Source organism: Nocardiopsis rhodophaea (genome assembly GCF_039530945.1).
In the GTDB taxonomy this organism is placed as follows: Bacteria; Actinomycetota; Actinomycetes; order Streptosporangiales; family Streptosporangiaceae; genus Nocardiopsis_C; species Nocardiopsis_C rhodophaea.
In genome coordinates this window covers 146,893-169,710 of the sequence record NZ_BAAAPC010000010.1, presented here as the reverse complement: position 1 = coordinate 169,710, position 22,818 = coordinate 146,893, and the positions used below count along the sequence as shown (strand labels likewise).

20 protein-coding genes are annotated in these 22,818 nt (G+C 70.8%); 11 read left to right on the top strand and 9 right to left on the bottom strand.

The window, feature by feature from the left end; all coding sequences use genetic code 11:
- Positions 1-31 precede the first annotated feature (31 nt).
- Together ABD259_RS13290 and ABD259_RS13285 are read left to right on the top strand one after the other, a co-directional pair.
- Positions 32-856: a class I SAM-dependent methyltransferase gene (locus ABD259_RS13290; RefSeq protein ID WP_344162568.1), complete on the top strand. Its 825-nt coding sequence runs from the start codon at positions 32-34 to the stop codon at positions 854-856.
- Positions 853-1,626, top strand: coding sequence for a class I SAM-dependent methyltransferase (locus tag ABD259_RS13285; RefSeq protein WP_344101926.1), 774 nt, complete (start codon positions 853-855; stop codon positions 1,624-1,626). Before ABD259_RS13290 ends, ABD259_RS13285 begins: the two co-directional genes overlap by 4 nt.
- Here the strand turns inward: ABD259_RS13285 and ABD259_RS13280 are convergent, their stop codons facing one another.
- Entirely contained in the window at positions 1,627-1,899 is a 273-nt protein-coding gene (locus ABD259_RS13280; protein ID WP_344101928.1) for a GntR family transcriptional regulator, read from the bottom strand.
- A 144-nt stretch (positions 1,900-2,043) separates the two neighbouring features.
- On the opposite strand from ABD259_RS13280, the gene ABD259_RS13275 reads away from it, so the two are divergent.
- The 3 genes from ABD259_RS13275 to ABD259_RS13265 are packed head-to-tail and all read left to right on the top strand — an operon-like array spanning position 2,044 to position 2,608.
- Complete coding sequence (locus ABD259_RS13275) at positions 2,044-2,184, top strand: hypothetical protein (RefSeq protein WP_344101930.1); 141 nt, start codon at positions 2,044-2,046, stop codon at positions 2,182-2,184.
- Positions 2,181-2,402, top strand: coding sequence for a hypothetical protein (locus ABD259_RS13270; protein ID WP_344101933.1), 222 nt, complete (start codon positions 2,181-2,183; stop codon positions 2,400-2,402). Before ABD259_RS13275 ends, ABD259_RS13270 begins: the two co-directional genes overlap by 4 nt.
- Positions 2,402-2,608 carry a hypothetical protein gene (locus tag ABD259_RS13265; RefSeq protein WP_344101935.1) on the top strand — a complete coding sequence of 69 codons (207 nt, stop codon included), beginning with the start codon at positions 2,402-2,404 and terminating at the stop codon, positions 2,606-2,608. The genes ABD259_RS13270 and ABD259_RS13265 overlap by 1 nt, the downstream gene beginning before the upstream one ends.
- Before the next feature lie 177 nt (positions 2,609-2,785).
- Here ABD259_RS13265 and ABD259_RS13260 read toward each other — a convergent pair whose 3' ends face one another.
- Positions 2,786-3,814 carry an aldo/keto reductase gene (locus ABD259_RS13260; protein WP_344101937.1) on the bottom strand — a complete coding sequence of 343 codons (1,029 nt, stop codon included), beginning with the start codon at positions 3,812-3,814 and terminating at the stop codon, positions 2,786-2,788.
- Between the two features lie 142 nt (positions 3,815-3,956).
- Between ABD259_RS13260 and ABD259_RS13255 the strand changes: the two genes are divergently transcribed.
- From ABD259_RS13255 to rox, 6 genes are all read left to right on the top strand, one after another.
- Positions 3,957-4,844 (top strand): helix-turn-helix transcriptional regulator, encoded by an 888-nt coding sequence (locus ABD259_RS13255; protein ID WP_344162566.1) that lies wholly within the window; start codon positions 3,957-3,959, stop codon positions 4,842-4,844.
- A gap of 937 nt (positions 4,845-5,781) precedes the next feature.
- Positions 5,782-6,819: an acyl-CoA dehydrogenase family protein gene (locus ABD259_RS13250; protein ID WP_344101942.1), complete on the top strand. Its 1,038-nt coding sequence runs from the start codon at positions 5,782-5,784 to the stop codon at positions 6,817-6,819.
- Entirely contained in the window at positions 6,809-7,579 is a 771-nt protein-coding gene (locus tag ABD259_RS13245; RefSeq protein ID WP_344101944.1) for a PIG-L deacetylase family protein, read from the top strand. Before ABD259_RS13250 ends, ABD259_RS13245 begins: the two co-directional genes overlap by 11 nt.
- Complete coding sequence (locus ABD259_RS13240; RefSeq protein WP_344101946.1) at positions 7,576-8,187, top strand: class I SAM-dependent methyltransferase; 612 nt, start codon at positions 7,576-7,578, stop codon at positions 8,185-8,187. Before ABD259_RS13245 ends, ABD259_RS13240 begins: the two co-directional genes overlap by 4 nt.
- Positions 8,184-8,870: a glycosyltransferase family 2 protein gene (locus ABD259_RS13235; RefSeq protein ID WP_344101947.1), complete on the top strand. Its 687-nt coding sequence runs from the start codon at positions 8,184-8,186 to the stop codon at positions 8,868-8,870. The genes ABD259_RS13240 and ABD259_RS13235 overlap by 4 nt, the downstream gene beginning before the upstream one ends.
- 542 nt (positions 8,871-9,412) lie before the next feature.
- Positions 9,413-10,837: a rifampin monooxygenase gene (gene rox / locus ABD259_RS13230; protein WP_344101948.1), complete on the top strand. Its 1,425-nt coding sequence runs from the start codon at positions 9,413-9,415 to the stop codon at positions 10,835-10,837.
- Positions 10,838-11,122: 285 nt separating this feature from the next.
- On the opposite strand, the gene ABD259_RS13225 is transcribed toward rox, so the two are convergent.
- The 7 genes from ABD259_RS13225 to ABD259_RS13195 form a co-directional block, all read right to left on the bottom strand.
- Positions 11,123-11,290, bottom strand: a complete 168-nt coding sequence (locus ABD259_RS13225; protein ID WP_344101949.1) for a hypothetical protein — start codon at positions 11,288-11,290, stop codon at positions 11,123-11,125.
- A 212-nt stretch (positions 11,291-11,502) separates the two neighbouring features.
- Positions 11,503-12,513, bottom strand: coding sequence for a cell envelope lipid trafficking protein PgfA (pgfA, locus tag ABD259_RS13220; RefSeq protein ID WP_344101950.1), 1,011 nt, complete (start codon positions 12,511-12,513; stop codon positions 11,503-11,505).
- Positions 12,510-17,042 carry an alpha-(1->3)-arabinofuranosyltransferase gene (locus tag ABD259_RS13215; protein WP_344162563.1) on the bottom strand — a complete coding sequence of 1,511 codons (4,533 nt, stop codon included), beginning with the start codon at positions 17,040-17,042 and terminating at the stop codon, positions 12,510-12,512. Before ABD259_RS13215 ends, pgfA begins: the two co-directional genes overlap by 4 nt.
- A complete protein-coding gene (locus ABD259_RS13210) occupies positions 17,039-18,550 on the bottom strand; it encodes a glycosyltransferase family 4 protein (RefSeq protein ID WP_344162560.1) in 1,512 nt (503 codons plus the stop codon). The genes ABD259_RS13215 and ABD259_RS13210 overlap by 4 nt, the downstream gene beginning before the upstream one ends.
- Before the next feature lie 288 nt (positions 18,551-18,838).
- Positions 18,839-18,979: a hypothetical protein gene (locus tag ABD259_RS13205; RefSeq protein WP_344101956.1), complete on the bottom strand. Its 141-nt coding sequence runs from the start codon at positions 18,977-18,979 to the stop codon at positions 18,839-18,841.
- Entirely contained in the window at positions 18,976-21,135 is a 2,160-nt protein-coding gene (locus ABD259_RS13200; RefSeq protein ID WP_344162557.1) for an MmpA family trehalose lipid delivery protein, read from the bottom strand. Before ABD259_RS13200 ends, ABD259_RS13205 begins: the two co-directional genes overlap by 4 nt.
- A gap of 84 nt (positions 21,136-21,219) precedes the next feature.
- Positions 21,220-22,818: a GDSL-type esterase/lipase family protein gene (locus ABD259_RS13195; protein ID WP_344101961.1), complete on the bottom strand. Its 1,599-nt coding sequence runs from the start codon at positions 22,816-22,818 to the stop codon at positions 21,220-21,222.

The window sequence follows — 22,818 nt, the reverse complement described above, 5'->3', positions numbered from 1 at the left end:
CGGGTGAGGGATACCGCCAGGGGGTGGGATCGTGGGCCTCGACGAGGTGCGTGAGGACTGGACCCGGCTCGGGTCGACCGAGCCGCTGTGGGCGGTGTGCGTCGACCCGTCCAAGCGCGGCGGCGGCTGGGACGACGACGAGTTTCTGGCTTCGGGTGCCGCGGAGATCGATGGTGCCATGCGGCGCCTTGAGGAACTCGGCATCCGGCCCGCGGGAGGCCGCGCCCTGGACTTCGGGTGCGGCGCGGGACGCCTCTCCAACGCGCTCGCAGCGCACTTCACATCGGTCGTCGGCGTCGACATCTCCGAGCCCATGCTGGCGGAGGCGCGCCGCCTGGACCGCAGCGGCGGCCGGATCGAGTTCCGCCTAAACGACACGACCGACCTGCGGGCGTTTCCGGACAACGCGTTCGACCTCGTCTACACCGACCTCGTGCTGCAGCACCTCCCCTCGGACCTGGCAGAGGGCTACCTGCGCGAGTTCTGCCGCGTGATCCGGCCGGGCGGGGCCATGGTCATCGGTATCCCAGCACGCGAACGGCGCACCTTCAAGGGCCTGGTGTTCAAATACCTCCCGTGGCCGCTGATCCGCGTCGCCCAGCGCGTCATCCTGCGCTACCCCGCCCCCATGCGGATGCACACCCTGACCCCGGACGACCTGGCATCGCTCCTGGCCCCGGGCGGCGCCCGCATCGTCGCCTCGGACGAGTACTGGGGCGGCGACCACTGGCAGCACCTCCGCCACTTCATCACGGTCGCGCAGGACGACGCGTCAGGACCCGCCGCGGAGGGCACGCCAACGGATAAGCAGGAAACAGACGGCCCCTCCGAGTCAGCGCCAGGAGCCACCCCATGAGCAACACGGGCCTGACAGGTGCCCCCGGCCACTCACCCGCCACCCCGTTCCGCGCCACTCTCGGCCGCTCGGTCGCACTGTTCTCGGCCTTCCGCAAGGAACAGACCGACCCCGACCACTTCTACGGCACCCTGGCCCGCGACACCGTCGCCCAGCTCCGCAGCTACACACCGCTCGACGGAGCCGTCGTCGTCGACATCGGCGGCGGCCCCGGCTACTTCTCCGACGAACTCCGCGCGGCAGGCGCCCACTGCGTCTGCGTCGACGCTGACGTCGACGAACTCCGACTGCGCGACGGCCATATCCCTGACACGGCCGTTCTCGGCAGCGCCCTCGACATGCCTATGCGCACCGGCTCGGTGGACATCTGCTTCTCCTCCAACGTCCTGGAACACGTCCCCCAGCCAGAACGCATGGCCGAGGAGATGGTCCGCGTGACCCGCCCCGGCGGGCTCGTCTACCTCTCCTACACCCTGTGGCTCTCCCCCTGGGGCGGCCACGAGACCTCCCCCTGGCACTACCTCGGCGGCCGCTACGCGGCCGAACGTTTCACCAGAAAACACGGCCGCCGCCCCAAGAACGACTTCGGCTCCACCATGTTCGCGGCCTCGGCCGCCCAAATGCTCACCTGGGTCAAGACCCGCACCGACGTCGACGTCGTCGACATCCTGCCGCGCTACCTGCCCACCTGGATGAAGCCCATCGTCCATATCCCGGGACTGCGCGAAATCGTCACCTGGAATCTGCTCCTGGTCCTCCGGAAGCGCTGATCAATCGCTGCCGTTGCAGCTATCGGCCCCGTCGGTGTCCGGCTTCTTCGCGACGAACGAGCCGAGGCCGACCTCTGGCCGGACGAGTCCCTCTGCCTTGAGGTAGGCCAGTGCCTTCTGGGCGGTGGAGGCTGCGATACCGAATTCAGTGGAGAGGTCCACGACAGAGGGCACCTTGGCGCCGATGGGATATGTTCCATCGGCTATTCGCGCCACGATTACGGACGCCACCTGTCTCCAGATAGGCCGTGTCCGGTCAAGATCCTCGCTCATCCCCCGGACGCTAGAACACTGCGATATACCGTGCGACCGCGGTAGACTGCGGTATACCGTGGTCACTTTGCTACGGCAACAGAAGACCCCGGCGAGTCGGCCAGGACTCCCGGGGTGCGGCCCCACTCGTATGAGGAGTGAGACATGTCCATACTGCCATCTAGGCAGAGCCGACGGATCCGCCCGTACATCACGGCGCTCGAAGCCCAGCGCGCCACAGAAGACCGCCGTTTCCGCCAGTTCGCCGAAACAACCACGGTGCGCGCCGTGGAGGTCAGCCGATGACTTCCACGGCGAACCGGGTCGTGTGGGGCGACTTCTCCGTCACCTACGACCCCGGCCTCTCATCAATGCTGCGCTTCACCGTTCGCGGGCTCGGCGGGCGGATCGTGCGCCTGCGCTCTCCCTACGACGAGGCCCACCGCGCCCTGGTCCAGGAATGCGGCCTCACGAAGGCCGAAGCGACGCGGCTCCTCGGTCAAGCGGCGGGGGTGGAGTCGTGATGGCCACCTACCGCGAGATCCGCGAGGTCTCCGACATGGCCGGCCTAGAGGCCTGGGCCGAGTCCCACGAAGCACCGATCGCCCGCGGCGGGCAGACCCTGAGCGGTCGCGCCATCTACAGCGCGACCTGCGGCTGCCTCACACTCGTCTGCGTCACCCCAGAAAAGGCCCCCGCCCCGCTGGTGTGGCGGTCGCCCTTCGAGTAATCCGGACCCCGCGCGCCTTCCGGGGCAGTGCAGGCGGAGGGCGCGCGGGCGGGGAGCACGTCATCGGCAACAACCTCCACGTCACTCCGGTCTACGAAGATCGCCGCCGTCTCAGCCGCCTCTCCCCCCAGCGCCCTCGTCCCTGTCCGGGCCACCTGACGGGCACGGTCTGGCCTGTCAGCGGCGGCGCAGGGCAGGGTCAGTCAGCGCCGGAGGCGTGTAAAAGGTTTCGTCTCGGCTGACGTCGGTGCCGGGCGGGACGATCTCGTCGATGCGGTCCAGGACGGACGCGTCGAGCTTCACGTCCACGCCCTCCAGCAGGCCGTCGAGCTGCCCGCGGGTGCGGGGACCGATGATGACCGACGTCACCGCAGGGTGGTTCCGCACGAACGCCGTCGCCAGGGTCGGCAGGGAGACACCGGCCTCGGCGGCCGTCTTCTTCAGCTCCGTCACCGCCGCCAGCTTCGCCGCGTTCTCCGGCAGCGCCGTGTCGAACAGCGAGCCCACCATGGGACTGCGGTGGGCCGTTGTCGGGTCGGCTCCGTCCGGGCCGCCGTACTTGCCGGAGAGCCATCCCCCGCTGAGCGGGCTCCAGGTCAGCACACCCATGCCGTACTTCTGCGCAGTGGGCAGCACGTCCGCCTCGATGTGGCGCGCCAGGATCGAGTAGGGCGGCTGTTCGCTGCGGAACCGCACGTGCCCCCTGCGCTCGGACATCCAGTGCGCCTCGACGATCTCCTCCGCGGGAAAAGTCGACGTCCCGACCGCCCGGACTTTGCCCGACCGGACCAGGTCCGACAGCGCCGACAGCGTCTCATCGATGTCGGTGCCCGGATCGGGGCGGTGCACCTGGTAGAGGTCGATCCAGTCGGTGTCCAGACGGCGCAGGCTGTCCTCCACGGCGCGGACGATCCAGCGCCGAGAGTTGCCCCCGTCATTGGCGTCCGGCCCCATCGGCCGGTTGAATTTCGTCGCCAGGACGACCTTGTCGCGCCGGCCCTTGAGCGCCTTGCCGACGATCTCCTCGGACTCGCCAGCGGAGTACACGTCGGCGGTGTCGATGAAGTTGATACCCGCGTCGATCGCGGCGTGCACCATCGCGATCGAGTCCTGGCGATCGGTGTTGCCCCAGGCGCCCAACATCATCGCACCCAGTGCGAACTCGCTGACGGAGATCCCCGTTCCGCCGAGGATGCGTCGCTGCATCTGTTCGCCTCCTCCGTATCCGGCGGCGCCCATCCCCTGGTGGGGCGTCCGCACCGCCAAACACTCTGCTCGCGGACGGGCGGGGCGACCAGGCCCGCTCTAACCGGGGTCTGCCAGTACCAGGCTAGATAACGTTGATGTCATGGTGCACGACCACGCAGAGATCGGGCGATTCCTCAAGGCGCACCGGAGCGCGCTCTCACCGGACCGCGTAGGTCTTCCCGAGGGACATAACCGGCGCCGGGTGCGGGGCCTGCGCCGTGAGGAGGTCGCGCAGCTCGCGGGCGTGAGTGTCGACTACTACACCCGCATCGAGCAGGGGCGCAGCGGCGCCGTCTCACATGAGGTCCTGGACGCGCTCTCCGACGCCCTCCACCTCACCCGCGTCGAGCGCGACTACCTGCAGAATTTGGCGAGGCGGTTCGCGCGGCGTTCCGGCGGGGCTGGGCGGGCAGCCGGGCCCGCCAACGGACCGTGCGCGCCGCCGGACCTGCCGCCCGAGCGCGTCCGCGGCCCGGTACGGGCTCTCATCGACGCCATGGACGACGTTCCTGCACTGGTACTCGGCGGCGGCCTGAACCTGCTCGCATGGAACCGAATGGCCGGCCGACTGATGCCCATCCTCGACGAAATCGCCGAGCCACACCCGAACATGGCCCGGCTGCTCTTCCTGCATCCCGACGTCGCCGCCCTCCACCTCGACCTCGACGAAATGCGGCGCGAGGTGGCGGCCAAGCTCCGGGCCGACACCGGCCGCCGCCCCGACGACCAGCGGCTGTGCCGAGTGGTGACCGGACTTAAGGCCGAAAGCCCGCTCTTCCGCGACATGTGGGAGGCCCAGGAGGTCCGCGAGAGGATGAACGGCGAATGCCGCCTGCGACACCCGGTAGTCGGCGACCTGTCGCTCCACTTCGAGAAGATGCTGATGCCCGCCGACCCCGGCCAGATGCTGGTCACCTACGTGGCGGAACCGGGATCGCCCGCCGAGTCGGCGCTCCGGCTGCTAGCGGGGGCCGAGGAGACCGTCTGACCGCGGACGCCGTCACCGCGAACAGTACGGGTGTTGCCGCCGTACGAAGGGCCGTTTCGCCCCTCATTTATTGGGCTGAAGCATCGCGATGCCCCGCCCGGGAGGACGAGGAAAGGCGACGCCGATGGTCATCCATTTCACCTCCGCGTGCGCGGAGCTTTGAGCAAACGACCTGCCACAACTCAGCTCGTTATCTTAATGCGACCTCGACCAACATTATTGCGGTCACTGTCCATCCGGGATTCCTCGTGCTAAGCCGTTTGGGCTATCCACCACGCCCGAAAGTGCGCTCTGGAGCGGGTTGTGTGATGTGACCAGAGGCCGGGTGCTTGGTTCTCCAGGAGGGCGGGCTCGCTTGCGCAGCAGATGGGGAACGCACCTTCCGTTGGCCCTGGGCCTGCCATGGTCGCGGAGCGAGGGCGAACGTTTACCGCTACCGCGTGGACCGACTATCGGACTCGACGGTTTCGGTGGCGCCAGTTCCGCCGCTCACTGGGCGCGCATCGGTGGGGAGGTCTGAGACAGCCGGGGCACGCACTCGCGCGGAAAGCGCTGGTCCGCGCGAGGGTGCTCACCCGGCTGACCGGGTGTTCCATGGTCTTTTTCGGGGTTTGTCCCAACCTCACCTGGGGCAACAGAGTGAATACATTGCGCATCCGACGCAGGGGTGAGCGTGGTCCGTAAGCGGTTCGAACGGGAGTGGGGGCCGATCTCGCCGGGGTTGGGGGCGCGTCCCGCCGACCTGTCCGTAACCGCAGGGGACCGGTCGTCGGTTCGTGGGTGAGACCCGTCCCGGGCTGGGGGCGCTCGGGTTCGAGAGGGAACGGGCGCGTCCGAAAGCGTCGGTGCGACGCGCCGGGGCGGTCTTCGTTCCGGGCCGCAGCAGTCAGGCACGGTCGGCCTCCGACAGGCGGAGAGGCGGGGAAGGAGCGGTGCGATGCGGGCGCCGGAGACGGTGGGACGGAACGTGTGCGAGCAGGAGCCACCGACGTTCGGGGAGGCGGAGCGGCACACAGGGCGAATCGCCGCCAGGTTAACGGAGGAGATCGCCTCCGGCGGACTCGATCTGCCCCTTCCCGGGGGCGGTTCCACCTGGCTGCGCTGGGAGCGCTTGCGTGACCTTGCCCAGGAGGACCTCTCCCTGGCCCGGTTGGCCGAAGGGCACACCGATGCCATCGCGATCCTGTCGGAACTCGGCGGCCCGCCCGCCGAACCCGGCAGCGTGTGGGGCGTGTGGGCCGCGCATCCCCCCGGAATGCCTCTGATAGCGGACAAGACGGGCGGGAACTGGAGGCTGCACGGCGCCAAACCGTTCTGCTCCGGCGCCCGCGTCTGTACCCACGCCCTCGTCAGCGCCGACATCGCCGCTGGAGAACGTCGGCTGTTCGCGGTGCGTACGGACGAAACGGAGCCCCGGACGGGCACGTGGGCGTCGGCGGGCATGGCGGCCAGTGACACGCTGACGGTCCACTTCGACGGTGTCGACGCCGAACCGGCCGGACGGCCTGGCGGCTATGTGGGCCGACCGGGGTTCCACCACGGCGGGGCGGGCGTGGCGGCCTGCTGGTTCGGGGGAGCCCTCGCCGTCGCGCGTCCCCTGGCCGCCCGCGCCGACCGGGTCGAAGCCGATGCCCACCTGCTCAGTGCGTTCGGGGCGGTGGACCGGGAGCTGTACGCCGCGGGTTCTGTGCTGCGCCGCGCTTCGCGTGAGATCGACGACCATCCGCGGGACGGAAGCCGCGCCGCCGTGCTCGCCGCGCGGGTGCGGGCGGTCGTCGCCGATACCTGCACCCGTGTTTTGCGCCGGACGGGAGAGGCGCTCGGCGCGGGGCCACTCGCGGGCGACGCGGCCTACGCCCGCGCCACGGCCGACCTGTGCGTGTACATCCGCCAGCACCATGCTGAGCGGGATCTTTCCGAACTGGGAACGCTTGTCGCCCCGGGAACCTGGATGGGTGCTGCCAATGACTACTGACACCACCCGCTCCTCGCATTCGTCGAACCCTGCCGACGACACCGGGACGCCCGAGGCGGAGTGGAGGCGGTGGCCGGAACTCGGCCGGATCCCCGACTTGGACCTGCGCGGTGTGCGTGAGGCGGCGGTCGTGGCCCCTCATCCCGACGACGAGACGCTCGGCTTCGGCGGCGGGCTCGCACTCCTCGCCGCGAACGGCGTCCGCCTGCGGATCATCGCGGTGACCGATGGTGAGGCATCGCATCCCGGCAGCACCGCGTTCACGCGGGACCAGCTCGTCGCCAAGCGCGCGGCCGAACGCGCGCACGCCTTGGCGGCGCTCGGAGCGGCGGACGCCGAGGTGGTGCGGCTGCGTCTGCCCGACAGCGGTGTGGGCGAGTGGGAGACCGCGCTGGCGGACCGGTTGGTCGATCTGTGCGGCGACGCGGACGTGTGCGTGGCTCCGTGGGAAGGGGATCCGCACCCCGACCACGAGACGGTCGGCCGGGCCGCGGCCACATCCGCGCGGACGCGCGGTACGCGGCTGCTGTCGTACCCGGTGTGGACCTGGCACTGGTCGTCTCCCGGTGACGCGTCCGTTCCGTGGGCCCGGGCGCGCCGACTCGGCCTGTCCACAGACGCCCGCTGCCGTAAGGACGCCGCCATCCTCTGCTTCGAGACGCAGATATCGCCGATAGGTCCGGAAGCCTCGGACCGGGCCGTCCTGGAACCGGAGATGCTGGCCCACTTCGCGCGTGATTTCGAGGTGGTGTTCGCGTGACGGTCGACAGAGCCTATTTCGACGCGATGTACGCCGTTTGCGACGACCCGTGGGGGTTTCGGACTCGGTGGTACGAGCGGCGCAAACGCGCCGTGAGTATGGCTGCAATGCCACATGAGCGCTACGCGTGCGCGTTTGAGCCGGGGTGCTCGATCGGGCTGTTGACCAGGGAGCTCTCGTTTCGCTGCGATCAGGTTCTGGCGTGGGAGGGCGCGTTTGAGGCCGCCTCACGGACGCGGGAGGAGCTGGCCGACGCCGGGAACGTCCGCGTGGTCTGGGCGCGTGTGCCCGAGAAGTGGCCGGAGGGCGAGTTCGACCTCGTCGTCCTGTCCGAGCTGCTCTACTACTTCGACGACCAGGACTTGGCCACCGTCCTCGACTTGGCGCGGGGTTCGCTCCGGCCAGGGGGAACGCTTCTTGCCGTCCACTGGCGCCATCCGGTTGCCGAGCACACGCGTTCGGGGGATGACGCTCACCGGGCATTAGCGGAACTCCCCCGGCTGGGACGGCTGGTCGAGCACCGGGAGGAGGACTTTCTCCTCGACGTCTACCAGGCCGGGCGCTGCGCGAGGCCCGCCTCTGTTGCCCGGGCCGGGGGGCTGGTGTGATCGCCGGGGTGGCGGTGGTGGTCCCGGCGCACCAGGAGGAGCGGCTTCTCGGGGACTGCCTGGGGACGGTGAACAGGGCACTGGACGCCTGCCCCCTGCCTCCGCACGCGCGGCATGTGGTCGTCGTCGCGGATGCCTGCACGGACCGGACCGCGTCGATCGCCCGCTCGGCGGGCGCACACGTGGTCTCCACATGCCACCGCAACGTGGGCAACGCTCGCCGTGAAGGGGCGAGGTATGCCTTGCGGTTGGCACACGGCTTGGCCCGGGACACGCTGTGGCTGGCCGCGACCGACGCGGACACGCTTGTCCCCGAGAACTGGATATCCGGACAACTGCGACTCGCCCGCGAATACGACGCCATGGTGGGGACCATCGACGTGCCGGACTGGTCTCCCCGCGCCCCTGGTTCCGCCCAGTGCTTCGCCCACCTCTACCAGCGGGGCGAGGGGACAGGCCACCCCCATGTCCACGGGGCCAACCTCGGTGTCCGGGCGTCGGCCTACTGCGCCGTCGGCGGCTTCCCACCTCTCCCCTGTTCCGAGGACCATGCACTGGTGGCCGCGTTGGAGATCGGAGGATATCGGGTGCACCGGTCCCGCGATCTCTCCGTGCTGACGTCCGCGCGGGTGGACTCGCGCGCACGCGGGGGCTTCGGCGACTACCTCACCCGGATCCTGTGAGAGAGGGGACCGCACCCGGCCGCCCCCATCTCCGACGAGTCTGTTCACCGTGGTCGCCGACACTCGCGTGCGCGGTCGGCCCCGCCACGTGGCGCGTGCCCGGGGATCCTGCCCGCTGATCGCCCGCCGCCGCTCCCAGCACCGTTCGGGGCTGGGCCCGACGCTGGGTGGTGGAGCGGTGTTGGGCCGACGTCGTGCTCGCCACGGCGCGCGGCCACTTCGCGAGAAAGGGGGGCCGTCCGCAGGGGCGGACGGAAGGGAAAAAATCCCCCTTGCCAGTTTCAACGTATAGCGCACCGGGGGGCTTGCGGCAAGACCCGGGTCGTGTCGCAGAATCGTCGATCGCGACCAGAACCCGCGAGAATCAGGGATCCGTGAAGCGCGGGCGCTTTTGCCCATGTGCCGGTCACGCGGGACATCGAACCGCCGCTGGGACGCGGCGCGCAGTCGCGGACACTCGCCACACGGGTACGGGTGTGCGCGTTGCCGGACCGCGCGCGGCGACTGGTCGAGACGCGGCCATTGTCGAATGGGGGGTTTTCTTGATTGACGTGATCGTGGTCGGCGGCGGGCCGACCGGCATGATGCTGGCCAGCGAGTTACGCCTGCACGGCGTGCACACGCTCGTGCTGGAAAAGGAGGCAGAGCCGACCACGTATGTCCGCGCGCTCGGCCTGCACGTGCGCAGCATCGAGGTCATGGACCAGCGCGGCCTGCTGGACCGGTTCCTCGCACACGGCCAGCGGTACCCGGTCGGCGGCTTCTTCGCCGCCATCCCCAAGCCCGCGCCCGACCTGGACACCGCCCATCCCTACGTCCTCGGCATCCCGCAGCCCACCACCGATCGCCTACTGGCCGAGCGCGCCACCGAGCTCGGCGCCGAGATCCGACGCGGCGGCGAACTGGTCGGGCTGAGCCAGGACGACCACGGGGTGAGCGCCGAGCTGGCCGACGGCACGCGGTTGCGCTCGCGCTACCTCGTCGGCTGCGACGGCGGCCGCAGCACGGTGCGCAAGCTGCTCGGCGTCGGGTTCCCCGGCGAGCCCGCCAGGGCCGAGACGCTGCTGGGCGAAATGGAAATGACCGAGGATCCGGAGACGGTTGCCGCCATCGTCGCGGACGTCCGCACGACCCACCAGCGGTTCGGCGCCGGGCCCCTGGGGGAAGGGGTGTACCGCGTCGTCGTACCCGCCGCAGGGGTGGCCGCGGACCGCTCGGTCCCGCCGACCCTGGAGGAGTTCCAGCAGCGGCTGCGTGCGGTGGCCGGCACCGACTTCGGTGTGCACTCACCGCGCTGGCTGTCCCGGTTCGGCGACGCCACCCGGCAGGCCGAGCGCTACCGGATGGGCCGGGTGCTGCTGGCCGGGGACGCGGCGCACATCCACCCGCCCGTCGGCGGGCAGGGGCTCAACCTCGGGATCCAGGACGCGTTCAACCTCGGCTGGAAGCTGGCCGCCGAGGTCAACGGGTGGGCGCCGGAGGGGCTGCTGGACAGCTACCACACCGAACGGCACCCGGTGGCCGCCGACGTTCTGGACAACACCCGCGCGCAGATGGAACTGATGTCCACCGAGCCGGGTCCCCGGTCAGTACGACGGTTGGTGTCGGAACTGATGGACATCGAGGAGGTCAACCGGCACCTGACCGAGAAGATCACCGCGATCGGGGTCCGCTACGACGCCGGAGCGGGGCATGACCTGCTCGGCCAGCGGATGCGCGACATCAGCCTGAAACGGGGCCGCGTGTATGAGCTGACACGCGACGGGCGCGGACTGCTGCTCGACCAGACCGGCCGACTCTCGGTGGCGGGCTGGGACGACCGGGTCGACCGCGTTGTCGACGGCAGCGAGGAACTGGACGTCCCCGCCGTACTGCTGCGGCCCGACGGCCATGTGGCGTGGGTCGGTGACGATCAGCAGGACCTGCTCAGCCGACTTCCCCGATGGTTCGGTGCTGCCGTCGGCTGAACGCACGGCCGTGGCCCGGAAAGAGGGGCCTTGATCGCGGCGCTGGAGTGGCTGGTGGAACGCCGCGACCGCGCAGTCAAGGCCCCTACTTGCTGCCGGATGACCGCCCTGCCGCACCGGAGTCGGCGGTGGCCGCGACGCTGCCGCTCAGCGTGGTCAGCCGGGAAAAGGCCGCCCCTGTCCGCGTCAACCACACGGGGCGTCAAGCCAGGGAATAAGGGCCCGGCGTCGAGCAACAGCACCGGTTTTGTCCACGATCACGCTGCGCAGAGTTCTCCGTGGTCGCTACCAGAGGTACCCGGCAGCACCCATCGCCACGACGAGGACCAGCGCCACGACCGCTATGGCGATCAGCAGCCACCGCGGGACGGGCTTTTTGGCACCAACGAAGTACAAGCCGCTGACGCCCGGAACGAGCTGGAGAATTCCAGCACCGGCCACCACGAGATCCACCGTGCTCTCCTCACTCAACATCGGGGTCCGTGTCAATCCGGGCCGCCGCGACTGCGCCCGGGACAAAAAGCGTCAGCAGAGGTCCAGCGATGCCAGACCCGAGGCATCCGGTCCGGCGGCCCGTGGTGTACCCGGAAGGATGCGCCACAACGATGGGTGAACCGGCGGCCACCGCTGGGGGCGCCCTTTTCGGTACGCGTTCCCGCCTCGATCTACTGTCCCGTGAGGTCGTGGCGCGGCCCGCGCCGCGCACGGGCCGCGGCCAGGAGCCCCGCGGCGAGGAGGACCGTACCAACCGCCCCCAGGACGATGGGGAGGTAGGTCCGCACCGCGATGAGGAGCAGGCGGGTAGAGCGCGCGTTCTCCGTGTAGGCGGAGACCTGGGTGTCCTGCAGGGTGAGGTCGGCGTCGAGGAGGACGCGCTCACCCCGGCCCGACTCCGAGCGCAGTGTCTCCGTGCGTTTCTCGGCGGCGTTCACCACGTTGCCGCTCACCGGTTCGATCCAGTAGGTGCGTTCCACCTCGACCCACCGGGTGGCGTCGACCGTACCGTCGCGGTCCAAACCCAGGGCCGCGGCGGGGACCTCGCGGGACGACTGCGGGACCTGGGTGGGGCTGATGCGCTGGACGAACCGGCGTGTGGCCGTCCCACCGATGTCCTCGGTCCCGTCGAACACCATCCGGGGCGCGGCGCGGATGTCAGCGTCGTAGAAGGCGTATTCGTCGTCGGTGGCGTTCGCGGGCCAGCTCAGGACGAGTCCGGCCTGCCGCACCGCGCGGTCTCCGTCGACATGTTCGCCGCAGCAGTTCACCGCCGTGCCGGTGGACCGGTCGACGATGACCCGCCGGTCCATGTGTTCGATCATGTGCTCCTTGGTCGCGGTGTCGGTGGACATGTCCCAGGCGCTCCACCCCGGGTTGCCGGGGCTCGTCGTGCCGGTGACGCCGATACTGCGCACCACCTCGGTGTCCTTGACCGTCTTCCAGGTGCTGGTGTCGAGGTACGTGGCGGCCTCGTCGGTCAGCCGCAGCTCCATCCGCATGTCCGCGGGGATCATCGCGATCTGGCTGTACAGGAAGAACCTCAGGAGGAGGGCGAAGGTGATGCAGAAGGCCCCGAACGCCGCCAGCAGCGGGGCGGCGTTGCGGCGGAGCACGCCAGGACCGGTTCGGGCGGCCTGTGCCTCGGGGGTCAGGGGCTCCCTGGCGGTTGCCGGGCTCACGTCGTCACCTCCTCGACGTCCCGTTCGCCGTCCGAGCGGCCGTCGCCCGCGGTCGCTCCTGCCCTGGCACCGCTGCCGCTGCCGTTGCCGTTTCCGGGCGGGGCCCCCTCCCGCGACGCGTCCGTCGCCGTGTCGACCATGAGTGGGCGCGTCCGGTGCGCGTCGGCGTCCGGCTCCGGCTGTTCCAGGATGGTGAAACCGCCTAGCGAGACCACCATCCGGGCGACAGCCGGCAGGCAGAACAGCTGCGCCACCCAGCCGCGCAGCGGGTCACCGAGCAGCTCCCCGATGTCGTGGAAGGGCATGTACATCGACAGGTAGGTGCCGACAGCCAGAGAGATACCCGCGCACGCGAGCGCGACGGTGACGGTCCACGGCCCGGCGAGCCAGCGGATGATGCGGCCGCCCAAGGCCGGGCGCTCGGGTCGGGCGTGCCGCAGTCGACCGGACGGGGCCCTCCCCAGCCACCACACGAACACCAGTACCGCGCCCGTGACCGCGGCACCGGACGCACCGGCCACCCACAGCCCCAGGCCGACGCCGGCGGGGACCAGCGCGATGCGGCCGACCCTGCCCACGCGCCCCGGCACGGCGGCGGCGAGGCGTGCGGCGGGACGGGTCTTCTTCGGGCGGCGCAGGGCGAGGACGCCGGCGAGGAGCGCGAGCACCGCGCCGACTCCCAACGCGAGGTGGTAGATGCCGTCCGGGGCATACGAGAGCGTGACCGTTCCGTGGGTGCCCGCGGGCAGCTGCCAGGCCTGCTTCCACCCGTCCAGCCGCACGGGCTCCAAGGGGTCGTCCGACCCCTCGACGGTCGCTTCCCACCCGTCGTTGAAGTTCTCGTTGACGACGAGGTAGCTGTCCTCGTCGACGGCCACATCGAACCGGCGCTCGCTGTTGCCCCAACCGGCCAGTCTGGGGACGTCGGCCGTCGTGACCGGTGTGACCGAGTCCCCGGAGTTCTTCTCGCCGCCGCTTCCGGCTGGCTTCTCGGCTCGGGCCGCGAGGTCGGTACCGTCCTGTTCGACGATGGCCGAGTCCACCTGGTACTGGTTCCCGGGCTTGACGACGAGCCGGTTGGACCCGGCCTTCAGGTCGACGTCGTCGCAGCTCTCGTAGCCCAGCGGTTTCCCGTTGAGCTTGTCCTCCAGCGTCCCGGAGACGATGCGGGTCTCCACGCGCTCGCCGTTGACGCGGAGCACCGGACCGAGCCCGCACGCCGTCGTGGCGTCACCGCCCTTGATCGGCTTCAGCGGTTTCACGCCGGGCAGGGCGATCCGCTGGATCTCCAGCGGCTGGTTCTCCGGCGGGTCGAAGGTAATGGTCAGCTTGTCGGTGGTGACCGGCGCGAAGTTCACCCACCCGTTGCCGTCGAGCCAGGCCTCGCGGACCGTGGATCCGGTGTCTACGGTGACGCGGATGGGCCGGGAGAGGCCGATGCCGCGCGGGAACTCCACGCGCATCCCGTTGAGCTTGGTCGACTTTCCCAGGTCGACGTCGAGCTGGGGCTGGTCCTCGTCCGGGTCGGGGTACCAGACGGTCTTGTCGTCGCCATCGAAGGCGTTGCGCCCCACGGCCGCGGGATGCCGGACCGACGTGGAGGACGAGGTGATTTTGGGGTATCCCCCGGCCCGGTTCGCCGCGTTCTCGACGTCGACCGGGTCGATGACGACGGCCTCGCCGCGGACGGTGTGCCGCTTGGACGCCGCGTCCTTTGACACCTCGAAGGTGCGGTCCATCCCGAAGGCGTCCTCGCCCTGGACGGCGAGCCTCGGGTTGCACACCCACACCTCGGAGCCCTCCATGCACCCCGGAACGGTGCCGGTGGACCCCGTGAACATCATCGTCCCGGCTCCGGCCACGCCCGGCACGTCGAGGGTCCGGGAGGCGTCCAGGCCGGGGATGTCGATGTCGGTGATGCCCACGCGGCTGCCGAACCGGTAGTCCGGCTCCCACGCGAGCTTCTTGATCTGGATGCGGAGCCGCTTGGTCTCCCCGCTGGGGAGGCGGAAATCCTGTGGTTTGCCGGTGGCGGACACGGGAGCGGTGACCCGGTCGTCGTCGGTGACCAGCGCGATCTCGGAGGGCGGCGGCTCCCCGGTGATCTGCTCGAAGGCGATGCTCACCTTGCGGAGGTCGCGCGGCTTGTCGAACTCGACTTCCAGCCACTGACCGATGGAGCCGGTGAACCCGCTGGACCGCCACGAGGTGGCGAACGAGTCGTCGAGCGCGGCGAACGGCGCCCGACCGGGGTCGCGGGTGCCGGGGCTGGCGTTGGCTCCGGCCTCCGACGAGGATGCGGTGACGGACGCGATGCCGCGGTTCTTGGCCACGGCCGTGTACCCCTCCCAGGCCGGGTCCTGGATGTCGGGCGCGGGCGCGTCGCGCTCGTACTCCTCGTCGGCGGTGAGGGTGTGGCTGACGTTGTGCCGGACGTCGGAGTAGACGACCTCGCGGCGCCGGGCGGTGTCGGTGACGACGGTGTTCTCCGGCGCGATGTCCTCGGCTCCGGGGTCGTCGCCGACGATGACCGGCCGGTCGTCGCGGAGGATGCCCTGCTCGGCCATGGAGAGCAGGGATTCGGGGCCGCCGGTCACGCGCAGCGCCTTGTCGGCGGGCACGGTGCCGACGACGGGCGCCGGTCCGCCGTCCCGGCCGTCGACCCCGTCGCCGACCTTGTAGATCTCCAGCGAGCGGTAGGGCTGGTCGTACCACTCGCTCGCCCGGTAGGCCTCCGTGGCACCGATCTCCGGGCCGAAGGCCACCACCCGCGTGATGCCGGGCGAGTCCCGCAGCGCCTGGTGGACGCGGGCGGGCCAGCCGCCGTTGTTGCCGGTGCGCTGCAGGTCGTTGCGGACGAGCAGGTAGGTGACGCCCATGCGGGACAGCGTCGCGGTCAGTCCGGCCGAGCCGCGACCCGAGGAGATCCGCTGGTCGAGCTCATGGGTCAGCCGGGAGACGCCCGCGGAGCCCCAGGGGATGATCTGCTGGTTGGTCCACGCGCTGCGCATCAGCGGCTGCATGGGTTCGTCCATGGGCCGCCCCCACTCGTACTCGCCGCGGGCGGAACCGGGAACGGCCATGGTCATGCCGCCGGGTCCGCTGTTGTGCGCGTCCAGCCACTTCGCGGCCTCGTACCAGTATCCGGGGATCCGCTCGAAACCGCCGCGTGTGGCCACGCCCACCGTCGCGACGGGGGTGAGGGTGATGAGGAAGGCCACCGCGACCGTTCCCGCGACGGCCCGGCGCACCACGTGGTGCGAGAGCCCCAGCGTGCGGATCCATCCGCTGCGGCGGTCGGCCGCGTCCAGCGCGGCGACCACGGGCAGGTGGGCCAGCCCCAGCACGAGCGGGAGCCGGATGAGCGCGTCGAACTTGTGGATATTGCGGAACGGGCTGAGGATGCCGTCGAACGCCGCCTGCATGGTGGGGGCGAGCGGACCGGTGAGGTCGCCGGTGTATCCGGCGACGATGATCGCCGTGCCGGTGAGCACGGAGACCACGAGGAACACGCGCTCGGGCATCCGGCGGTTGATCAGCCCGGCCAGGCCGAGCCCGGCGACGAGCGCGGTCGCCACTACCAGCCAGGGTTCGGTGGAGAGTTCGGCGCCGGCGGGCAGCGGAGGCTGGCCTTGCGTGGGGACGTAGCCCATCCAGTTGGAGGCGCCGCGCAGCGCGTTGATGAGGGAGGTGACGCCGGTGGTCGTGGCCGCGTCCTCGGTGAACGGCATGAACGAGAACACGTAACTGCCCATGACCAGCAGCGGGGCCAGCCACCAGAAGGAGACCAGGAACAGCGCCGTCAGCCACCAGGCCAGCAGCCGGAACTTGCGCGCCCCGTTGGCGCGGGTGAGCAGGTAGATCAACGGGACGACGAGGACCGCCAGCTCGGAGGCGGCGTTGGTGCCGCCGCACAGGAGGAAGGCGACGCCGGAAAGCATTGCCATGCGCATCGGGTCGCGCCCGTGGCGGGCCCCGTAAACGAGCGGCAGGATGATCCACGGCAGCAGCATCATCGGCTGCAGCTCCGCGGAGTTGTAGGAGATGAGCGTGAGCACGCGGGGCGCCAGCGCGTAGGCCACGCCCGCGATGATCCGGGTGTTGGTCGTGCCGATGCCGAGCGCGGCGGCAAGTTTGAAGGTGCCGAGGAACGCGGCGCACAGCAGCACGGCCATCCACGTGCGCTGGACCAGCCATTCGGGCATGTCCAGGGCGATGAGCAGCGCGTGGAACGGCCCGTTGGGGAAGAAGTACCCGTAGGCCTGGTTCTGCAGCTGGCCGAAGTAGGACGGGTCCCAGAGGTAGAGGGCGCGTTCCAGGAAGCCGAACGGGTTGATCGTGAGGTCGATCTTGGTGTCGCCGACGATCAGTTGCGGGTCGAGGCTGAACGCGACGGCGCTGAGCAGCAGGCAGACGCCCAGCAGCTTGAGTCGGCGCAGCAGGTTGGTGTCCGTGTCGGGGCGGGCCTCCTCGCCGGGTCCGCCCTGATCGCCCCGCCCGTTCGGAGCGTGCGTTGCGGGCAGGGTCACGTGGCGGCCTCGCCTGAGGGGGATGCCGTCGGGGCGGTGGACGCGGGTGCCGACACGGACGCGGTGTCGGGTGCGGTGGCGGCCACGCTGGTGGGCGCGTCGGCGCGGCCCAGGGTGGAGGCGATCAGGCGCGTCATGTTCGCCCCGCTCTTCTCCCAGGTGAAGCGGGCCGCCCAGGTGCGGCAGGCGGCGCTGATCTCGGCGGCGCGCGCGGGATCGCTGAGTTCGGCCAGCGCCTTGTCCACGACCTCGGTCAGGTCCTCGCCCTCGCGCACCAGCCATCCGGTTTCGCCGTGCCGCACGGAGTCGCGTAGGCCGTCGACGTCGTAGGCCACCGTCGGGACGCCGAGCCCGGCTGCCTCGATCACGGTGAGCCCCCACCCCTCGAACTCCGAGGCGGTGACGTGCAGGAGGGAACCGGCCAGGACGGCGTTCTTCTCCGCTTCGGGGAGGAAGCCGTGCAGCCGGACGTGGTCGTGGAGGCCCTCGCGTTCGATGCGCTCGGCGATCGGTTCGGTTTCCGGGCCGCGTCCGACAATGTGCACGCGCAGGCCGGGCCGGGAGTCGCGGAGCCGGCTGGCGATGTCCACGACGCGGGAGACGCGCTTCTGGACGACGACGCGGCCAAGGCTGACGATCGCCGGGGAGCCCATGGTGTCGTCGTGCGTGCCGGTCGGGGCATCGGTGCGGGTGGCCTCGCCCGACCGCGCGCGCCGGGCGGCACGCGCGCAGTCGAGCGCGATCGGCTGAACGGGCGGGCTGCCGTTGTGGATGACCGTGATGGGGGCGCGCCAGCGGAGCTTTTCGCGCATGGCGCGGCGCGACGACTCCGAGACCGTGACGGTCATGCACGAGCGGTAGACGCGGCTGGCCACCGTGCTCTCGATGAATCTGCCGAACCAGGCGAGAGGACGGTTGAAGTACGCGTTGAACTGCAGGTCGTGGACGTGGTGCACGACACTGATGACGCGGGTGCGGCGGGGCAGGAGCAGCCGGGAGAAGAACGGGATGCCGTTCATGCAGTCCAGGGCGACGTGGAACTCGCGCCGCCAGAGCAGCAGCCAGAGCATGACCAGCGGGTAGACGCTGAACTTCTGGCCCATGCGGCGGATGACGATCCCTTGGCGGGTCTCCACGCGCGCCTGGCCGGGCTCGCGGCTGGTCAGGAAGGTGACGCAGGCGCCGCGCCCGGCGAGGTGGCGGCTCATCCGCCAGGCGTACTCCTCGGCGCCGCCGGCGACCGACTGCCACGGGTCGCGCCAATTGATCATGACGATGCGGACGCCGTCGAGGCGTGGCTCGGTGGGCTCGTCCGGCTCCCTGGGGCTCTGCGCGCGCGCCGACTCCTGGGCGTGCTCCGCCTCGGGGCCACCCGCGGCCTCCGAGGGGAAGGGCACGCCCACCGGCCGGATCCGGCCCGCGCCGGAGGTCTCCGGCGCCTCGGGGTCGAGGGTCACCGGCGGCCCGTAGATCGGGTCGAGGAAGAGGGGGGTCTGCTGGTAAACCACATGCTCTCCTGTTCCGCCCACTCACCCAGACGAGCGCTCGTTCAGGCGTCGCGGCGACGGTTCCCAGGGCTGGGAATCTCTGGGCCGGACGGGGGAGGAATCAGGGCAAAAGGTGCACTGTAGTGGCGATCCTGACCGCCAACAACACCACGAGTTGCGGGTTCCCCCACCGGCCGGACCTGCTCTGACGGGCGGGCCACGCGGGACCGCGAGACGATGTCGGACGTCGGGGAAGACTCTCAGACGGCCTCGCTGTCGACACAGCGCAGCGAGGCCGCCCGCGGCGAATTAGCGGTCGCCGTAGTTGTAGAGAGACTCATTCACCGGCTCGGCCGATGAATTGGCGCTCGTTGCGACAGTGGACCCGACGAGGGCCAGCGTGCCCGCCATAGCCGCTCCGATCACTGAGGCGACGACGATCTTGATCACTGGGAGCTCTCCTTCCGCGATTCCGCCCCGGCACTGCGGGCCGGACGCATGAGAACGAGATTAGAACCTGATTCAGCACATGACCAGAGAATTGCCCCAACTGTAACTAACCAGACGGTAACTTCCAAGAGCGAGAGGTGGTCCTTTACCGCCGCGACGTGCTCATCTGGCAGTCGGATGAGGGCAAGACGCGCGCCGTCGTGGACCATCTCGGCCCCCTCGGAGGCAAACAGGAACTTGTTCTCTGTGGGGCGTTGGGAGGGGGGTTCGGAAGCGGGGTCAAAGGACTCCGAAGACGAGGACACCGCCTCGCGCTCGACGAGCATATAGCGGATCCCCAACCCGCCCAGGCGGGCGGCGGCGCCGGGGGCGCGCAAGGACGCCGGGATCTGCTCTGGGGCGACTGAACCCGCGCCGTCGGCGCCGATCACCTCAGCGGCCCGGCGGGCGAGGGGGTCTTCACCCTCGACAATGTGGACTTTTCCGGACTCCGCGACCCGAAGGTCATCGTTCCACACGACGCGCCGACCGAACAGCTTTGTCGCTGGATCGAGTACCACGATCGTACGTCCGCCGCCGGCCCAGTCAACGCCGCGGTAGGCGCTCCAGGGGAGGACCAGGACCGCGCCAGGGGCGGGGTCGGCGGCGGCGACGCGCTGCACCTGCCGCCACTCGGCGGGGTAATCGACCGGGGCCAGCCGCCCGGCGGCGCCCCAGGCGAGGCCCGGCAGCAGCACGAGCGGGGCCAGGAGCAACAGGAGAGCGGCGAAGGCGCCGGCGGCGTCCCCACGGCGCCCTGTCCACAGGGTGGAAGGTGGGAGTGGCGGGGTGGCGGGCGGCTCGGCTTGACTTGAAGAAAGGGGCTCCCCCCGAGCCTCGACCTCCGCATGCCCGCGAACTCCGTCGATCCCCCGCGCTCCCGCACGCCCACCGGCCCCGGCATCCGCCCGGACCACCGCGGGCCCGCCGGCTCCCGCAGGGGCCCGACCCCCTGCGTCGCCCTCGTCCCCCCGCGCGTCACGGGGGTCGCTCGCGTCCCCCCGCAGCCACTTCACCGCTCCGCCGAACCCGACGGCTTGCAGCAGCGCCAGCGGCGCCACGTAGAGCTGTCCGTCCCTCAGCGGGCCGAAGCCCGGCCACACGGCGATCAGCCCGCGCAGCAGCTCGCGCCCGATATCGGTGACGCCCAGCAGCGCGATCGCGAAGCCGATGGCCGCCGCCCCCGTCAGCGCCCCGGCGACGTCGGGCCGATGGCGCCGCACCAGCCACACCCACCCCCACAGCGCGGCGATCACCAGCAGGAGCCTGCACGCCGCGACGAACGGATGCCCGTACCACTCCGGCACCGCCTGCGCGTTCCAGACCCCGCCCAGCATCAGGAGCGACCCCACCGTCCCGAACGGCGTGTCCGCGCGCGGCGCGAACAGGTCCACCGCCGCCGGGTCGGTCCGCGCCCCGCTCTCCAGCGCCGGAATCAGCCACGGCAGGCTCACCACCAGCAGGCCACCCGCGACCTTTGCGACCGCCGCGCCCGCCGTCCACGGGCGCCACCGCCGCCCGGGCCGCCCTCCGCGCGCCACCGCCGCCGGAAAGGCGACTACCGCCGACAGCACGACCGAGGAGAACCCGCCCACCGCCGCCGGGACGAGCGCCACAACCAGTCGCGACAGGCGGGCCGAGCGCACCACCGCCCCCAGGACCCACGGCAGCCCGGCGTACCCCAGCAGCATCGCCCATTGCCCGAGCAGCAGCCGCTCCGCGACAAAGGGGTTCCACACGTAGAACACGGCCGCCGCCAGCCGGGGCACGACCCACCGCCCCGGAACCAGCCGGGCCGCGCCCGCCGCTCCGATCATGAAGATCGCCAGCAGCACCAGCGCCTGGACGGCGTCGGCGGGCAGCGGAAGGATCCGGTTCAGTGCCCCCACCACGGCATCGCTGGGCACGGCGCGCGGGAAGCCGTCACCGCCGCCCAGAGTCACCGCTGACAACGGCGGATCGGGAACGAACACCATGTCGTACCGCAGGGCGAACCCCGGCCCGAGCGCCGGACCCAGCGCGAGGGCGCCGGCCCCCAGGCCGATTCCCCATGGCGCGAGAGCCACCGGCCGGAGCCGTCCCCGCGCGGTCCGCGGCGCCCGCCAGTGCCGCCACATCCGCCGCCTCTGCCACCGCCGCGGCACTCGTGACCGCGGTGGCTCCGGCCCTCTCGCCGACCGGTCGCGCCCGCCACCCCGCATCTAGTCCTCCACGACGAACTCGACCGGATCCGCGGCGTCGCCTGCCAGGTAGTCGCGGTGCGAGACGACGACGAACTCGGCGGCGGGCTTCCCCGCTGTGTCGATGGCCCAGCGGCGCTCTCCGTTGACGACAGCGACGCTGGTCCAGCCCTCTCCCTTCCCCGGCCCCTTGGCGTCCCGCGGCTCACACGCGGGAGAGGCGGACGCGGCGCCGTCAGCGTCGTCCGCGTCCTCCCCGTCGGAGGGCTCCGCGCACTTCATCGGGCGGCGCCACACCTCGAAGTGGGTAGCGTCGGGGACGGCCGCCCACACCAGGTACGTGCGCTGATCATCGACCTTCACCCACCTCGGCGCCGCGGGCGGGTCCGAGTCGGTGCGAACCGTGACCACCCGTGAGCGCCGCCCGCCGTCGCCGCCCTTGAACGGCCGCACCACGAACTCGTAGGTCGCCCCGCTGAGGAGGTGGTCGATCTCCGCGGTCACCGGCCCCGCCCCCGTCCGTGTCACCTCGTTCAGTACCGGCACCTGCTCGTCGGGGTCGGGGCGCAGCCTCCGCTGCAGCACCTGGTAGCGGGTCGCGCCCAGGACGGGGTCCCAGGACAGAACGACTTTGCCGGGCTCCTTGCGCGCGACGGTGGCCTTCGGCCGGGTCTGCGGACCGACCGGCACGTCCGGCAGCGGCCGCGGGTACGGCTCACCCAGCCCGAGCGGACCGCCCAGGGCGTCGGCGAACGCCGCCGCGATCTTCAGCTCGCCGCGCGCGTTGGGGTGGGTGGTGTCCCAGTTGTCCTCGGACGCGGAGTAGTGCGCCGACGTGCGCGCCACGACGACCGGCGAGGCCTCGCTGGTCATGTCCTCGGCGATACGGGGCAGCGCCATGTTGAACTCGGCGATCTGCCGGTTGAGCCGCTCGTCATCGCCGGTCCCTCGCACCGGTGTGAGCTCACCGATAACGATCTGGAGGTCGCCGCGCACGACCCGCGCCGTGCGGATCAGATCACGGATCTCCTCCAGCGCCTCTGGCGCGTCTCCCCCACCCACGAAGTCATTGATCCCCGCCATCAGCAGCAGGTAATGCGGGTCGTATTCGGCGACCTGCTCCCCGATATGCTCGGAGAGCTTGTTCACGGGCGCGCCCCACACAGCTGCGTGCCGCTGGTCGAAGTCCGGGTCGGCATACCCCTGGGAACCGCTCCCGTCCCCACTCACATCGAGCACCCCGTTGTAGGGCCCGACGAACTCCACGTCGGCCCCGTCCTGTTCATCAAGGTGCTTCCAGAGCCGGTAGCGCCACGTGTAGTCCCCGCTGCTGCCCTGGGTGATCGAGTCACCGACCACCATGATTTTGGCCGTCCCCTCGGGCGGGGTGCCCGTCGCCGGGGCCGGCTCGCGCTCGGGCGCCTCGCCGCCGGGCCGGAACGTCCCGATGAAGCTCTGGATCAGCAGCAAGGTGACGAACATGGCGGCCAGCGCGACCCCGATCAGGCCGAGCGGTCCGGGACGGAAACGCGGCTTCGCGCCATCGGTGGAAGCACCGCCGGCGGAAGCCCCCTCGGTGGAAGCGCCGCCGGTCTCCTCGTCGCTGCGGTCGGTCGACAC